This is a genomic window from Nonomuraea sp. AD125B, assembly GCF_041402765.1.
Classification (GTDB): Bacteria; Actinomycetota; Actinomycetes; order Streptosporangiales; family Streptosporangiaceae; genus Nonomuraea; species Nonomuraea bangladeshensis.
The window spans coordinates 150,452-163,679 of record NZ_JBGLOU010000017.1 but is presented as its reverse complement, the minus strand read 5'-3'; the positions used below and the strand labels follow the sequence as shown (position 1 = coordinate 163,679).

General features: G+C 73.3%; 18 protein-coding genes. 7 read left to right on the top strand and 11 right to left on the bottom strand.

From position 1 onward, the window contains the following. Nucleotides 1-10 precede the first annotated feature (10 nt). On the top strand, nt 11-223 hold the full coding sequence (locus tag ACBR40_RS37220) for a hypothetical protein (RefSeq protein ID WP_344218175.1): 213 nt from the start codon (nt 11-13) through the stop codon (nt 221-223). A 16-nt stretch (nt 224-239) separates the two neighbouring features. Here ACBR40_RS37220 and ACBR40_RS37215 read toward each other — a convergent pair whose 3' ends face one another. Then, entirely contained in the window at nt 240-932 is a 693-nt protein-coding gene (locus ACBR40_RS37215) for an FCD domain-containing protein (RefSeq protein WP_344218173.1), read from the bottom strand. A 181-nt stretch (nt 933-1,113) separates the two neighbouring features. Here ACBR40_RS37215 and ACBR40_RS37210 point away from each other — a divergent pair, with 181 nt between their 5' ends. Continuing rightward, nucleotides 1,114-2,865, top strand: coding sequence for a 2-isopropylmalate synthase (locus ACBR40_RS37210; protein ID WP_371251743.1), 1,752 nt, complete (start codon nt 1,114-1,116; stop codon nt 2,863-2,865). Here ACBR40_RS37210 and ACBR40_RS37205 read toward each other — a convergent pair. Both ACBR40_RS37205 and pyrF read right to left on the bottom strand, forming a co-directional pair. Next, entirely contained in the window at nt 2,825-3,256 is a 432-nt protein-coding gene (locus ACBR40_RS37205; protein WP_344218169.1) for an SRPBCC family protein, read from the bottom strand. The genes ACBR40_RS37210 and ACBR40_RS37205 overlap by 41 nt on opposite strands. Further along, nucleotides 3,253-4,077, bottom strand: a complete 825-nt coding sequence (gene pyrF / locus ACBR40_RS37200; protein WP_344218167.1) for an orotidine-5'-phosphate decarboxylase — start codon at nt 4,075-4,077, stop codon at nt 3,253-3,255. The genes ACBR40_RS37205 and pyrF overlap by 4 nt, the downstream gene beginning before the upstream one ends. A gap of 121 nt (nt 4,078-4,198) precedes the next feature. Here pyrF and ACBR40_RS37195 point away from each other — a divergent pair, with 121 nt between their 5' ends. Next, entirely contained in the window at nt 4,199-4,675 is a 477-nt protein-coding gene (locus tag ACBR40_RS37195) for a DUF2283 domain-containing protein (protein WP_344218165.1), read from the top strand. A gap of 34 nt (nt 4,676-4,709) precedes the next feature. Continuing rightward, the gene (locus ACBR40_RS37190; protein WP_371251742.1) at nt 4,710-5,504 is read left to right on the top strand and encodes an HAD family hydrolase; all 795 of its coding nucleotides are present in this window, start codon (nt 4,710-4,712) and stop codon (nt 5,502-5,504) included. 3 nt (nt 5,505-5,507) lie between these two features. Here the strand turns inward: ACBR40_RS37190 and ACBR40_RS37185 are convergent, their stop codons facing one another. Next, nucleotides 5,508-5,855, bottom strand: coding sequence for a winged helix-turn-helix transcriptional regulator (locus tag ACBR40_RS37185; protein WP_371251741.1), 348 nt, complete (start codon nt 5,853-5,855; stop codon nt 5,508-5,510). A 95-nt stretch (nt 5,856-5,950) separates the two neighbouring features. Between ACBR40_RS37185 and ACBR40_RS37180 the strand changes: the two genes are divergently transcribed. Then, entirely contained in the window at nt 5,951-6,592 is a 642-nt protein-coding gene (locus ACBR40_RS37180) for an NAD(P)-binding domain-containing protein (RefSeq protein ID WP_364444996.1), read from the top strand. Between the two features lie 90 nt (nt 6,593-6,682). Further along, nucleotides 6,683-7,057 carry a hypothetical protein gene (locus ACBR40_RS37175; protein ID WP_371251740.1) on the top strand — a complete coding sequence of 125 codons (375 nt, stop codon included), beginning with the start codon at nt 6,683-6,685 and terminating at the stop codon, nt 7,055-7,057. 8 nt (nt 7,058-7,065) lie between these two features. On the opposite strand, the gene ACBR40_RS37170 is transcribed toward ACBR40_RS37175, so the two are convergent. Further along, a complete protein-coding gene (locus tag ACBR40_RS37170; protein WP_371251739.1) occupies nt 7,066-7,722 on the bottom strand; it encodes an endonuclease V in 657 nt (218 codons plus the stop codon). 118 nt (nt 7,723-7,840) lie between these two features. Between ACBR40_RS37170 and ACBR40_RS37165 the strand changes: the two genes are divergently transcribed. Further along, nucleotides 7,841-8,581: a sulfite exporter TauE/SafE family protein gene (locus ACBR40_RS37165; RefSeq protein WP_344218153.1), complete on the top strand. Its 741-nt coding sequence runs from the start codon at nt 7,841-7,843 to the stop codon at nt 8,579-8,581. Here the strand turns inward: ACBR40_RS37165 and ACBR40_RS37160 are convergent. From ACBR40_RS37160 to ACBR40_RS37135, 6 genes are all read right to left on the bottom strand, one after another. Further along, nucleotides 8,550-9,314: a type 1 glutamine amidotransferase gene (locus tag ACBR40_RS37160; RefSeq protein WP_344218151.1), complete on the bottom strand. Its 765-nt coding sequence runs from the start codon at nt 9,312-9,314 to the stop codon at nt 8,550-8,552. The two genes, ACBR40_RS37165 and ACBR40_RS37160, sit on opposite strands and share 32 nt — an antisense overlap. 30 nt (nt 9,315-9,344) lie before the next feature. Next, nucleotides 9,345-9,845 (bottom strand): hypothetical protein, encoded by a 501-nt coding sequence (locus ACBR40_RS37155; protein WP_371251738.1) that lies wholly within the window; start codon nt 9,843-9,845, stop codon nt 9,345-9,347. Between the two features lie 74 nt (nt 9,846-9,919). Further along, entirely contained in the window at nt 9,920-10,684 is a 765-nt protein-coding gene (locus ACBR40_RS37150; protein ID WP_371251737.1) for a chitosanase, read from the bottom strand. 62 nt (nt 10,685-10,746) lie between these two features. Next, nucleotides 10,747-11,373 carry an FMN reductase gene (locus ACBR40_RS37145; RefSeq protein ID WP_371251736.1) on the bottom strand — a complete coding sequence of 209 codons (627 nt, stop codon included), beginning with the start codon at nt 11,371-11,373 and terminating at the stop codon, nt 10,747-10,749. A 22-nt stretch (nt 11,374-11,395) separates the two neighbouring features. Then, nucleotides 11,396-12,496: an LLM class flavin-dependent oxidoreductase gene (locus ACBR40_RS37140; RefSeq protein ID WP_344218143.1), complete on the bottom strand. Its 1,101-nt coding sequence runs from the start codon at nt 12,494-12,496 to the stop codon at nt 11,396-11,398. Nucleotides 12,497-12,576: 80 nt separating this feature from the next. Beyond that, complete coding sequence (locus ACBR40_RS37135; RefSeq protein WP_364445010.1) at nt 12,577-13,227, bottom strand: NAD(P)H-binding protein; 651 nt, start codon at nt 13,225-13,227, stop codon at nt 12,577-12,579. Nucleotide 13,228 lies beyond the last annotated feature (1 nt).

The following is a 13,228-nucleotide window of genomic DNA, read 5'->3' as shown; positions in this document are numbered from 1 at the left end:
GAGGAAGGGCATGAGCGAGATGCCCTATGAGCTGCCGGAAGCCGTCGGCGGCGTTGACGGGGAGAGCGACGTGGTGGCCGAACGCTCCGGCTGCGTCACCCGGCACAACCGCCGTCCGGTCTCCGCCGACATGCCCCAGGACCTCGATCCGCCGCATCCGTACGAGGAGCCGGAGGAGAACGAGGAGGACGTCACCCGCCCCGACATCGGCCCCACCGGCTGACCCGCTCCCAGCGGGCTCAGGCGCGGGCGCGCAGGTGGGCGAGCGTCCGCTCCAGCTCGGCCTGCAGGACGGCCTCGGCGGCGGGCCCGTCGCCGCGCCGGACGGCGTCCACCAGGGCGGCGTGCGAGTCGTGCCCGGGGTCGGGGTCGTGCTCGCGCAGGCCGAGCAGCTCCACCAGATCGATCAGCCGCTCCCGCAGCGCCGGGGCGAACTCCGCGAACAGGTCCGTCAGCACCGGGTTCCCCGCCGCCGCCACGACCGCCGCGTGCAACGCGATGTCGGCGTCCACGAATCCGGCGTCACTCCCGGTGGCGGCGGCGTGCCGGGCCGCGAGCGCGGCCTCCAGCGCCGCCACGTCCTCCTCGGTGCGCCGCTCGGCGGCCAGGCGCGCCGCGCGGGTCTCGACCATGACGCGGACCTCGTACACGTCGGTGATGGCGGCGCGGCGCAGCCGGGCCGGCCAGTCCTCGGCCGGCTCGGTGGCGATGACGTAGACGCCCGAGCCCTGCCGGGCCTGCACGAGGCCGGCGCCGGCGAGCGCCCGCAGCGCCTCCCTGACCGTGGAGCGGCCGACACCGAGCGCCTTGGCGAGGGCGTTCTCGCCGGGCAGGCGGGTGCCTACCGGCCACTCGCCCTGGGTGATCTGCTCCCGCAGGTGCTCGGTGGCCTGTTCGACGAGCGGGCTGGGGCGGAGCGAGCCGAGGGGCATCGGAAAGAACCTCTCAGGTTGTCTGAGGACCTGTGGTGTGGTTAGTCTAGCGCCCATGACGTCGTACGGTCTCCTCCTCGGCCGCCGCGGCGGGGCCTGACCGGACCGGCACCCCGTCGCGGTGGCCCGATCGTGCCGGTCTTTCCCCACCGGAGACGGACGACAAGGAATCCCGACCGCCATGTACCCATGGAACCGGCAGCGCCCCAGCGGCATGCCCTCCCACCGCTACCGCCCCGCCCACGAGCGCGTCGAGGTCCCCCTCGCCGCCGACCGCTCCTGGCCCGCCCGCCGCCTCGCGCACGCCCCGCTCTGGGTGCCCGTCGACCTGCGCGACGGCAACCAGGCCCTGGCCGAGCCGATGGACCCGGCCCGCAAGCGCACGATGTTCGCGCTGCTGACGCGCATGGGGTTCAAGGAGATCGAGGTCGGCTACCCGTCCTCCAGCCGGCTCGACTTCGACTTCGTCCGCGAGCTGGCCGCGCCGGGCGCGCTGCCCGAGGACGTGACGCCCGTGGTGTTCACCGCGGCCCGCGCGGACCTCATCGAGCGCACCTTCGCCGCCATGGAGGGCCTGCCGCGCGCGGTCGTCCACCTCTACACCGCCACCGCGCCCACCTGGCGCGAGGTCGTGCTCGGCCACGACCGGCGCGAGCTGCGCGCCCTGATCATGGAGGCCGCCGGGCAGATCGCCCGGCTCGCCGACGGCCTGCCCGGCGTGCGCTTCGAGTTCTCGCCGGAGGTCTTCAACCTCACCGAGCCGGACTACGCGCTGGAGGTGTGCAACGACCTGACCGCCCTGTGGGACGCCTCGCCGGACCGCCCGGTGATCCACAACCTGCCGGCCACGGTCGAGATCTCCACCCCGAACGTGTACGCCGACCAGATCGAGCACATGCACCGCCACCTCGACCGCAGGGACGCGGTGATCCTCTCCGTGCACCCGCACAACGACCGCGGCACCGGCGTGGCCTGCGCCGAGCTGGCCCTGCTGGCGGGGGCGCAGCGGGTGGAGGGCTGCCTGTTCGGCAACGGCGAGCGCACCGGCAACGTCGACCTGGTCACGCTCGCGCTCAACCTGCACACCCAGGGCGTCGACCCGATGATCGACTTCTCCGACCTCGACGGGATCAGGCGCGTGGTCGAGCACTGCAACCGCCTGCCGGTGCCCGACCGCCACCCGTACGCGGGCGACCTCGTCCACACCGCCTTCTCCGGCACCCACCAGGACGCCATCGGCAAGGGCCTGGCCCACCACGCCAAGCGCGCCGCCGAGCTGGGCGTGCCGCCGGAGCAGGCGCCGTGGGAGGTGCCGTACCTGCCGATCGACCCGGCCGACGTGGGCCGCGGCTACCAGGCGGTCATCCGGGTCAACAGCCAGTCGGGCAAGGGCGGCATCGCCTACCTGCTGCGCAGCAGGTACGGCCTGGAGCTGCCACGCCGCCTGCAGATCGACTTCGCGGCCGTCGTGCAGCGGGCCACGGACGGCAGCGGCGAGGAGATCACCGCCGAGGAGCTGTGGGAGCTCTTCCGCGCCGCCTACGTCGCCCCGGGCGAGCCCGGCGCGCTCGCCGACTGGACCACGGCCCCGGCCGGGCCGGGCGAGCACGTCTTCACCGGCACGCTGCGCTCCGGCCGTCGCCTGCACGGCACCGGCAACGGCCCGCTGTCGGCCCTCACGGCCGCCCTGGCCGCCGACGGGCTCGACGTGGAGATCCTCCACTACGCCGAGCACGCGCTCGGCACGGACGCGGCCAGCGAGGCCGTGGCCTACGTCGAGGCGCGCGTCGCGGGCCGGACGCGCTGGGGCGTGGCGCTGGACACCTCGGTGCTGACCGCGTCGGTGCACGCGGTGCTGTCCGCGGTCAACGCCGCCCTGGCGGGCGACGGGGTCAGCCCGGAGGCTCCAGCTCGCAGCGGCGCTTCAGGCTGAGCGCCTCCGTACGGACGTAGCGGCGGGTGCGGGCGCCGGTCAGCAGGGCGAGGACCGGCGCCAGCAGCCCGCTGCGGCTGATCGACAGCTCGACGGCGGCCCCGCCGCGCGCGGCCGCCTCCACGACGTGCCCGGCCGCGATCGTCACGCCCGCGGCCACCGTCTCCCAGACGAACGAGCGGCCAGGGGTGAGCGCCGTCACCATCCAGTCGAGGGCCGGCATGCCGGGCTGCTCGATGCGCACCCGGCTGCCGGCGCCGAACGGCTCGTCGTCCAGCAGGCGCACGCTCGTCATCGTCGGCGTGAACTCCGGCCAGCGGGTCACGTCCGCCATCGTCCGCCACACCAGCTCGGCGGAGGCGTCCACGGCCACGCGGGTGCGGAAGGTCATCTCCTGCCCGCCGCCTCGGGCGTCAGGTGGGCCGCGCACTCGTCCCGGTAGTGCAGGACCCGGCCGCGCAGCCGCTTCGGGTCGGCCAGCACCGCCCGCGAGACCGACGGCAGGACGGCGTGCCGCACCGGCGCGAACAGCCGCGCCACGTCGGCCGGACTCGCGCCCTGCGCGCCCACCCCGGGGACCAGGATCGGCCCGTTGAGGTCGGTCAGCGGATGCTCCACCTCGGTCAGCGTGGCGCCCATCACCAGCCCCACCGGCCCGAACGGCGTCGCCCCCGCGTTCGCCGCGGTCGCGCCCGCGACGACCTGCCCGGCCACCAGCCGCTGCAGCTCCGCCGACTCCGGGTTGGAGGTGCGGGCCAGCACGAACACGCCCGCGTCGTTGGCCACCGCCGAGGCGATCGCGCCCGTCAGCGAGCCGAACCCGAGGTAGGGGCTCAGCGTCACGGCGTCGGCGGCCAGCGGGCTGCCCCGGTCGAGGTACGCCTCGGCGTAGGCGGTCATCGTGCTCGCGATGTCGCCCCGCTTGACGTCCAGCAGCACGAGCGTGCCCGCCTCGCGGAGGTCGGCGATGGCGCGTTCCAGCACGGCGACGCCCCGGCTGCCCCATCGCTCGAAGAACGCCGACTGCGGCTTGACCACGGCCGCCACCTCCGCCACGGTCTCGACGACCGTCCGGCTGAAGCGTTCGAGCCCGGACGGCGAGTCGTCCAGCCCCCAGGCGTCCAGCAGGGCCGGGCTCGGATCGATGCCGACGCACAGCGGCCCGCACGCGTCGAGCCTGGCTCGCAGGCGTGCCCCGAACGACTCGTTCATGGTGAACCCCTTCGCACGGTTATGCGGCGACCCTACGGGACGGGCCGCTCGGGTGAACAGGAGACCGACCGTTCCCGTTCACCAGTCTTCCGCCGGCGGCGGCAGGGGTAAGGCAGCAAGCATGTACGAGATCGCCCACCGGGTGCTGGCGCTGCGCAGCGATCCGCCCCGTGACGTGGTCGTCACGGTAGGCATGCCGTACGAGGAGCCGACGGGGGAGTGGTCGTGCCCCTACCGCATCGACGGGCTCGACGGATGGGAGCACGAGAGGAAGGTCACGGGACCCGACTCGCTGGGCGCGGCCGAGCTGGCGCTGGCCATGGTGCGGGCCGCGGTCACCGGCTCCCACGAGGCCAGGGAAGGTCTGCTGAACTGGGACGACGTCTCGCCGGGGCCGCGGGCGCAGACCGTCTGGGTCACCTGGGACAAGGAGCACGACCTCGCCTACATCGCGATGAAACGCGAGATCCTGCCCGGCGAGGCCACCCGGCAGGTGGTGGCGGAGGACGCCGTGCTCGACTACGGGGAGAAGGGGCGGCTGATCGGCGTGGAGCTGATGAACGCCGCCGCCCGGCTGCCGTCGGAGATGCGCCTGTGAGCCGTCCTGATCAGGGGGGCTACGGTTACATGCCGTGAACTCTCCCCGTATCGTCGCCACCGACCTCGACGGCACCCTGCTGACCTCCGACCGCACCGTCTCGCCCCGCACCAGGGACGCGCTCCGGCTGGCCCGCGAGGCCGGGGCCGTGATCGTCTTCGTCACCGCCAGGCCGCCGCGGGGCGTGCGCGAGATCGCCGAGCAGGCGGGGGTCACGGGCACGGCGATCTGCAGCAACGGGGCCATCGTTTACGACCTGGACACCGACGAGATCACCGAGAGCCTGCCCCTCGATCCCGGCGTCGCGAGGCGCGCCGCGCTCGCCCTGGCCGAGGCGCTGCCGGGCGTCGGGCTCGCCGTCGAGACGGGCCGGGGCGTGCTGGCCGAGGCCGCCTACACCCGGCGCGTCCCCGAGGACATGCCGTTCTACCGCGAGGTCGTCTCGGTCATGGAGGAGGCGGAGCCCTTCGTCAAGCTGCTCGCCCACTCGCCGGCGCACACCGCCGACGAGATGATCGCCGCCGTGCTGGCGACCATGAAGGGCCTGGCCGAGGTCACCCAGTCGGGCGACGGCGGGCTCGTCGAGGTCAGCGCGCCGGGGGTGACCAAGGCCGCCGCCCTGGACCGCGTCTGCCGGGCGCACGGCGTGCCGGCGGGCGAGGTGGTGGCCTTCGGCGACATGCCGAACGACCTGGCGGTCCTGACGTACGCGGGCCAGGGGTACGCGATGGCCAACGCGCACCGGACGGTGCTCGCGTCGGTGCCGCGCCGCACCCTCTCCAACGACGAGCACGGCGTCGCGGCGGTGCTGGAACGCCTGTACGGCTGACGCTCACGGGGTCGCGTCGCTCCAGCGGTCCTGGGCCCGCATGACCTCGTCGGCGTGCGCGAAGGCCCACTCGCCGACCGCCCCCACCGGGCCGAGCAGGCTGCGGCCGAGCTCGGTCAGCTCGTACTCGACGCGCGGCGGCGCCTCGGCGTAGGCGTGCCGGGTGACGAGACCGTTGTACTCCAGGCGGCGCAGCGTCTCGGTGAGCACCTTCGTGCTGATGCCGCCGATCTCCTCGCGCAGCCGTCCCGGGCGGCGCGGGCCGTGCCGCAGGGACCACAGCACGACGGCGTTCCAGGTGTTGCCGAGCAGGTCGAACGCCAGCCGGGCTTGGCAGTCGGCGAGGAACAACGCGGACCCTCCCGTCGTCAGGCACCGAACGGTGTGTATCGGGCTTTCTAGTGTGCTCCCACCGGAGGAAACCCTTTCACAGGAGGAGGACGTACGTGCGCATCGGGATCCTGGGCGCGGGTGGGATGGCGGACGCGCTCGGCACGCAGTGGGCCGGGGCGGGGCACGAGATCATGATCAGCGGCAGGGACGCGGCGGCGACCGCCGCCCGCGCCGCCCGGAGCGGGTTCCGGGCGGGGAGCTGGGCCGAGGCGGCCGCGTTCGGTGAGGTCGTGGTGGTGGCGGTGCGGGAGGCGGGGCTCGTGGACGTGCTGACCGCCTGCGGCGGCGCGCTGCGCGGCAAGCCGCTCGTCGACGTCACCAACGCGGCCGACCCGTCCGCCTACGACCCGGCCCGCTCGCCGGCCCTGCTCATCGGCAGGCTCAGCGGCGGCCACGTGGTCAAGGCGTTCAACCTGTGCAACGTGGACGTGTGGCGGATGACGCCGCCGGTGTTCGGCGGGCGGCCGCTCGCCGTGCCGCTGTGCGGGGACGACCCGGCGGCGCTGGCGGCGGCCCGCACGCTGGTGTCCGTCCTCGGCTGCACCCCGCTGGACGGCGGCGGCCTCGCCCGGGTGACGCAGCTCGAGGCAACGGCGGCGTTCATGATCGGGCTGTGGTTCGGCGGCGCGGACGCCCAGGCCGTGCTGCCCCCGCTGGAGCAGTCCGGCACCCACGGCGTACGCCCCGGGGCGTAGCGGTGACCACCACCCACGGCGGATGCCCGGCTGCTCTCCTCGGATGATCCTGGTGGTCACGTGTCGGCGGGAGTTCGAAGGAGAGTGTCCGTGGTGACCACGCAGGTGACCGTGAGGAACGGGTACGTGACCGCGTTCCGGGCCGTGACGGTGCTGAACACGCTGGCCGTGCTCGCGCAGGGGGTGACGGCCGGGCAGCTCCTCAGCGGGGGCGGCGCGGGCCTGCACGCGTCGGGGGCGCTGGCCGTGCACGTGCTGGGCCTCGCCCAGCTCGTCGCCGCCGTGCTGCTGTGGCGGCCGGGACGCGGCGCGGGCCGGCCGGCCCTGGTGGCGCTGGGGGTGCTGCTGCTCGGGTTCGTGCAGTCGATGCTGGGCGGGACGGGGGCGGTGGCCGGGCACGTGCCGCTCGGGATGGCGCTGCTCGGCCTCAGCGTGTGGCTGCTCGTCGCCGCCTGGCGCCGCTGACCCGGAGTTCAGGGGTGGCGGGCGAGGTGGTCGGCGCGGCGGATCGGCTCGGGGAGGCGGTAGCGGGGGGCCAGGCGGAGGACCTGGGCGGTGACGGTGTCCAGGGAGACCCGGTGGCCCTGGGAGACGTACACCGGCTTGACGCCCGGCCGGGTGCGCAGGGCGCGGCCCACCACGGCGCCGTCGTAGGTGATCGACGTCCAGTCGCCCCGCTCCGGCCCCGGCGGCTCGTGCGTCCCGACGAACGGCGTCTTGCCCACCCCCAGCGCGGGCAGCCCGGTCAGCACGCCGAGATGGCAGGCCAGCCCGAACCCGCGCGGGTGCGCCAGGCCGTACCCGTCGCAGACCAGCAGGTCGGGCGTGACGGTGAGCCGTTCGAGTGCCTCGACGAGCGCGGGCAGCTCGCGGAAGGCGAACAGCCCCGGCACGTAAGGGAAGGCCGCCTTCCCGTGCGCCAAGACCTGCTCGGCCACGGCGAGCGTGCCGGCGTCCATGACGACCACGGCGGCCGTCAGCTCGCCGTCGCCGTGGTAGTGCACGTCCAGGCCCGCCACCAGGTCGAAGGAGTCGGGCCCGGTGAGTTCGACGCGGGGGCGGAGCCGATCCTGGACCGCCTCCGCCTCCTCGACGGTGTCCGGCCACGGATGGAGCTGCTGTACCTGCACCCGGCACAAGGTACGCCCTGACCGCGCCCGGGGCCTACTTCGCGACGGTCAGCCCGCGTCCTGCCGGGCCGCGGGACCCGACGGCGCGGACAAAACGGACAAGCCATAGCATGACCGGGTGATCGTCGGAGATGTGCTGGGCCTGCTCGGCACCGGTGTCGCGGCCGGCGTGGTGAGCACGGTCGTCAGCCTCGCCTCGATCGTCTCCTACCCCGCCCTGCTCGCCTTCGGCCTGCCCCCGCTGACCGCGAACGTCACCAACACCGTCGCCCTCGTCTTCACCGCCGTCGGCGCCGCCGCGGGCTCCCGCCCGGAGCTCGCGGGGGAGAGCCGCCCGATGCTGCGCCTCGGCCCGGTCGCCGCGCTGGGCGGCGCGACCGGCGCGCTGCTGCTGCTGGTGACGCCGGGGAGGACGTTCGAGCTCATCGCACCCTGGCTGATCGGGATGGCCTCGCTCCTGCTGGCCCGGCCGCCCTCGGGCAAGGCGCGCGGCGAGCACGGGGTGCTCGGGAAGCTCGCGCTGTTCGCCGTCACGATCTACGTCGGCTACTTCGGCGCGGCCGGCGGCATCCTGCTGTTCGCCGTGCTCTCGGCGATGTTCGCCCATCCCGCCGCGAAGCTGAACGCGATGAAGAACGTGCTGTCCGGCCTGGCGAACGCGGTCGCCGCCCTCGGGTTCGCGCTGTTCGGCCCGGTGGACTGGGCGGCGGCCGCGCCGCTGGCGGCGGGCTTCCTGATCGGCGGCTGGATCGGCCCCAAGATCGCCCGCCGCCTGCCGGGCCACAGCCTGCGCTACCTGGCCGCCGCCTGCGGGGTCGCCGTGGCGGTCAAGCTCGGCTGGGACTCCTACGCGGGGTAGCCGCCGCCCGCGCCGCCGCGTGCTCGGCGACCAGGGCCGCGAAACGCAGGGTCACCTGGTGCCAGATCGGGGTGGACACCGGCTCGTCGGCCACCGCCCGCGCGTGGACCTCGTCCGGGTCGAAGCCGTCGGCCTGCCACTCGCGGATGCGCGCGGGCAGCACCTCGGGATGGAACTGCACCCCCCAGGCCCGCTCGCCCACCCGGAACGCCTGGTAGGGGCAGGCCGCCGTCTCGGCCAGCCACACCGCGCCGGGCGGCAGCCCGGTGACCGCGTCCTTGTGGTGCTCGACGGCGGGCACCACCGGGGGCAGCCCGTGGAAGAGCGGGTCCGTCGCCGCCTCCGGCCGGATCGTGACGGGCAGGCTGCCGTTCTCGGGGGCTCCCGCGTCGCCGGTGACCTCGCCGCCCGCCACCTCGGCGATCATCTGGCCGCCCAGGCAGATGCCGAGCAGCGGGACGCTCTCCGTGAGCGCCTGCCCGACCAGCCGCCGGGCGCCGGCCAGCCAGGGGGCCCGGTCGTCGTCGCCCGGCAGGTAGCCGCCGCCGAGCATGATCATGGCGTCGTGCTCCAGCCGGTCGGGGAGCGGGGCGCCCTCGTGGGCGAGCACGACGTCCAGCTCGTGGCCGGCGTCCTCCAGCCAGCCGCCCACCCGGCTCGGACCGCCGCTCCTGCTGTTCTGTACCACCAGCACCCGGCCGGCCGGGAGGTCATGGATCTTCGTGTCGCGCATGGCCAAGCATTCTGCCAGGCCGCGCGCGGCCTACTCGCGGAACATCGGCCTCGTTGCGTCCTCCGGCAGGTACGGCGAACTGCCCTGCCCGTACGCGGGGGAGACGGAGAGCGGCTCAGGGACGCTGGCCCGCCACCGCGAGGGGAACAGCGAGACGGCCAGCAGCAGCACCCCGACGAACAGCAGCATCCCCGAGTGGCCGAGGGCCAGGTAACCGTCGTTCACGCGCGCGGGCAGCCAGTCCTGCCTGAGCACCGGCCCGCCCGCGTACTCCAGGAGGGGCAGCAGGCCGAGCGCGGTGTAGGCGAGCCCGCCGATGAGCGAGGCGACGGGCGAGAGCCGCGAGCCGGCGAGGAAGGCCAGGACGATCGCGGCGGCGGCCAGCACGCCGACGGCGTGCCACGGCAGCTGGAACGTGGACCGCGACTGGACGAGGATCTCGCCGATGCCGTAGAGGAAGCCGGCGAGCGCCAGAGGAGGAAGGAGCAGCCCGGCGACCACTCCGAGGGCATGACGGGCACCATTTGACATGATCTAACCCCGTTTGTTGGCTTGGTGCCCAACCTACCCCGCCCGTCCCGCGAGTGCGGGCGTACCGTGACCGATCAGTTCTTGATCGTGTAGCTGTCGCCGTAGACCTTCCACTTCAGCGGCGGTTTGAGGTCGAGGTTGCCGTTCTTCAGGAAGACCCGCTGCATGGTGTCCACCCGGGTGGTGTCCTCGTGCGCCTCCTCGGCCTTCATCGCAGCCTTGCGCGCGTCGAGGAAGGCGTTGAGGTAGGCGACCTCGTTCCCGCCCTGCGCCGGGGTTTTGGCCTTGGCGAGCGCGGCCTTCCTGATGCCGCCGAAGCTGAGCTTGTCGGCGCCGGGGCCGTGCATGACCATCGCGTCGTAGTAGACGAACTGGCCGAGCGCCCGCAGCCCGTCCTTCTCGGCCCGGCGGACGGCCGGGTCGAAGTAGACGCGGTCGCGCTCGTCGTCCTGGGCCCGCTGGAAGACGGGGTCCTTGGCGGCGGCCTTCCAGTCCTTGGTGAAGGCAGGGCCGAGGCCGGCGTGGGAGTCGGTGCCGTTGACCTTGCGCAGGGCGGGCAGGTACTTTGCCAGGACGTTGCCGGGCTTGCGCTTGGTGTAGAGCTCGACCAGCTCCAGCATGTCGCCCGTGCCGGAGCAGAAGCCGATGATGCCCGCCGTGTAGCCGCGCTCGTCCTTGATGTCCTCGATGTAGCCGTACTGGGCCTTCCAGTCCAGCGAGGAGTTCTCCGCGCTGGACACGAGCCGCATCGCGATGTCCTTCTTGTGGGGATCGCTGAGGCCGGGCGCGGCGCTGCCGGTGACGGCGAGGGAGAGGGTCAGGAGGGTGGCTGTGAGCACGAAAGCTCCTGGTTCGTTAGGAAAGTTTCCGAACGGACCCTACTCCGGCGACGCGCCCGAAACTACCGCTTCGGGCGAAGTGCGGCGAGTTGTTCCTCGAACGGCACGACCTCCTCGGCGACCTCCTCGCCAGGGTCCGCCGCCGCGGGGGCGCGGTGCGTCAGCAGGCCGGCCAGCTCCCCGGCGGCGCGCTCCACGCGCTCGCCGAGCCCGTCGGTGAACGCGTCCTGCCCGCCGCCCCAGTCCTCCGCCGCCGCGTACACGGCGGTCGGGACGACCACCGCCCGCAGGTACGCGAACAGCGGCCGCAGCGCATGCTCCAGCGCCAGCGAGTGCCGCGCCGTGCCGCCGGTCGCCGCGATCAGCACCGGCTTGCCGGTCAGCGCCGTGTTGTCGAGCACGTCGAAGAACGACTTGAACAGCCCGCTGTAGGAGCCGCTGAAGATCGGCGTGACCGCGACGAGCCCGTCGGCCTCGGTGACCGCGTCCAGCGCCGCGCGCAGCCGCGCGTTGGGGAACCCGGTGACGAAGGCGTTGGCCACGTCGCCGGCCAGTTCGCGCAGCTCGATCACCCGCACGTCGGGCTCGTGCCCGGCCAGCCGCCGGACCGCCGCCTCGGCGAGGCGGTCGGCCAGCAGCCGGGTCGAGGACGGCTGGGTCAGTCCGGCCGTGACGACCGCGAGCTTCATGATGTCTCCTTCGTACGGGGGGTCAGGCTTCCACGGGGGCGATCTCCGCCTCCTGCTTGGCGGCGAGCAGGGAGGCGTGCGTCGGAGCGTCCGGCACCTCGGCCGGCCGGTTCTTGGCGAACTCGGCGCGCAGCACCGGCACGACCTCCTCGCCCAGGAGGTCGAGCTGCTCCAGCACGGTCTTCAGCGGCAGGCCGGCGTGGTCCATGAGGAACAGCTGGCGCTGGTAGTCGCCGAAGTAGTCCCTGAACTCCAGCGTCCGCTCGATGACCTGCTGCGGGCTGCCGACGGTCAGCGGCGTCTCGGCCGTGAACTCCTCCAGCGAGGGGCCGTGGCCGTACACGGGGGCATTGTCGAAGTACGGACGGAACTCCCTGATCGCGTCCTGGGAGTTCTTGCGCATGAACACCTGCCCGCCGAGCCCGACGATCGCCTGCTCGGGGGTGCCGTGGCCGTAGTGGGCGTAGCGCCGCCGGTAGAGGGCGATGAGCCGCTGGAAGTGCTCCTTCGGCCAGAAGATGTTGTTGGCGAAGAAGCCGTCGCCGTAGTAGGCGGCCTGCTCGGCGATCTCGGGGCTGCGGATCGAGCCGTGCCACACGAACGGCGGCACCCCGTCCAGCGGCCGCGGCGTCGAGGTGAAGCCCTGGAGCGGCGTGCGGAACTTGCCCTCCCAGTCGACCACGTCCTCGCGCCAGAGCCGGTGCAGCAGCGCGTAGTTCTCCACCGCGAGGGGGATGCCCTGGCGGATGTCCTGGCCGAACCACGGGTAGACCGGGCCGGTGTTGCCCCGGCCCATCATCACGTCCACGCGGCCCTCCGCCAGGTGCTGGAGCATCGCGAAGTCCTCGGCGATTTTCACCGGGTCGTTCGTGGTGATGAGGGTCGTGGAGGTCGACAGGATCAGCCGCTCGGTGCGCGCCGCGATGTAGCCGAGCATGGTGGTGGGGGAGGACGGCACGAACGGCGGGTTGTGGTGCTCGCCGGTCGCGAACACGTCCAGGCCGACCTCCTCGGCCTTGAGCGCGATCGTCACCATGGCCTTGATCCGCTCATGCTCGGTCGGCGTCCTGCCCGTCGTGGGGTCCATGGTCACGTCGCCCACGGTGAAGATCCCGAACTGCACTTTAGTCACCATCCATGACTGTTGAAACTTTAACGGTTACGGTAGCGCTCAGGCCCTCGTGGTTATTCCATCATCGTCGTTCAGAGGGCGTTGATGCCCGCCGGGCCGAGCACCCGCTCGGGCGCCCCGTGCTCGGCCACGGCGATCATGGCCTTGCCGATCTGCTCGGTCGTCGTCATCGCCGGGCCGAACATCCGCCGCAGGAGCGGATAGACCGGGCGGGTGACGATGTAGCCGAGGCGGTAGAGCCGGGTGCGCGAGGTGATGCCGTGCATGGGCTGGATGTAGCCGGGCCGGAACATGTAGGCCCGCAGGTCCATCGCCAGCAGCGCGTTCTCGGTCTCGCCCTTCACCCGCGCCCACATGGCGCGGCCGTGGGCGTCGGTGCCGGCGCCGGAGACGTAGACGAAGACCGAGCCGGGGCTGAGCCTGGCCAGGACGCGGCCGGCCGTCACCGTGTAGTCGTAGGTGACGTGCCGGTAGTCCTTCTCGTTCATGCCGGCCGAGGAGACGCCCAGGCAGAAGAAGCAGGCGTCGTACCCGGCCAGGCGGTCCTCGATCGGCGACAGGTCGGTCAGGTCGCCGTGGACGAGCTCGCGCAGCTTGGGATGGGCGACGCCGGTCGCCGTGCGCCCGACGGTGAGCACGTCCGTGACCCTGGCGTCGAGCAGGCACTCGCGCAGCACGCCCCGGCCCACCATGCCGGTCGCCCCGAAGATGATCACTTTCATG

Bases quoted from the DNA above. Each gene is read 5' to 3' on its own strand.
- ACBR40_RS37210 (WP_371251743.1), top strand. From the start codon at position 1,114: ATGTACCCATGGAACCGGCAGCGCCCCAGCGGCATGCCCTCCCACCGC.
- ACBR40_RS37155 (WP_371251738.1), bottom strand. From the start codon at position 9,845: ATGTCAAATGGTGCCCGTCATGCCCTCGGAGTGGTCGCCGGGCTGCTC.
- ACBR40_RS37145 (WP_371251736.1), bottom strand. From the start codon at position 11,373: ATGAAGCTCGCGGTCGTCACGGCCGGACTGACCCAGCCGTCCTCGACC.
- ACBR40_RS37220 (WP_344218175.1), top strand. From the start codon at position 11: ATGAGCGAGATGCCCTATGAGCTGCCGGAAGCCGTCGGCGGCGTTGAC.
- ACBR40_RS37160 (WP_344218151.1), bottom strand. From the start codon at position 9,314: ATGCGCGACACGAAGATCCATGACCTCCCGGCCGGCCGGGTGCTGGTG.
- ACBR40_RS37205 (WP_344218169.1), bottom strand. From the start codon at position 3,256: ATGACCTTCCGCACCCGCGTGGCCGTGGACGCCTCCGCCGAGCTGGTG.
- ACBR40_RS37135 (WP_364445010.1), bottom strand. From the start codon at position 13,227: ATGAAAGTGATCATCTTCGGGGCGACCGGCATGGTGGGCCGGGGCGTG.
- ACBR40_RS37195 (WP_344218165.1), top strand. From the start codon at position 4,199: ATGTACGAGATCGCCCACCGGGTGCTGGCGCTGCGCAGCGATCCGCCC.
- ACBR40_RS37215 (WP_344218173.1), bottom strand. From the start codon at position 932: ATGCCCCTCGGCTCGCTCCGCCCCAGCCCGCTCGTCGAACAGGCCACC.
- pyrF (WP_344218167.1), bottom strand. From the start codon at position 4,077: ATGAACGAGTCGTTCGGGGCACGCCTGCGAGCCAGGCTCGACGCGTGC.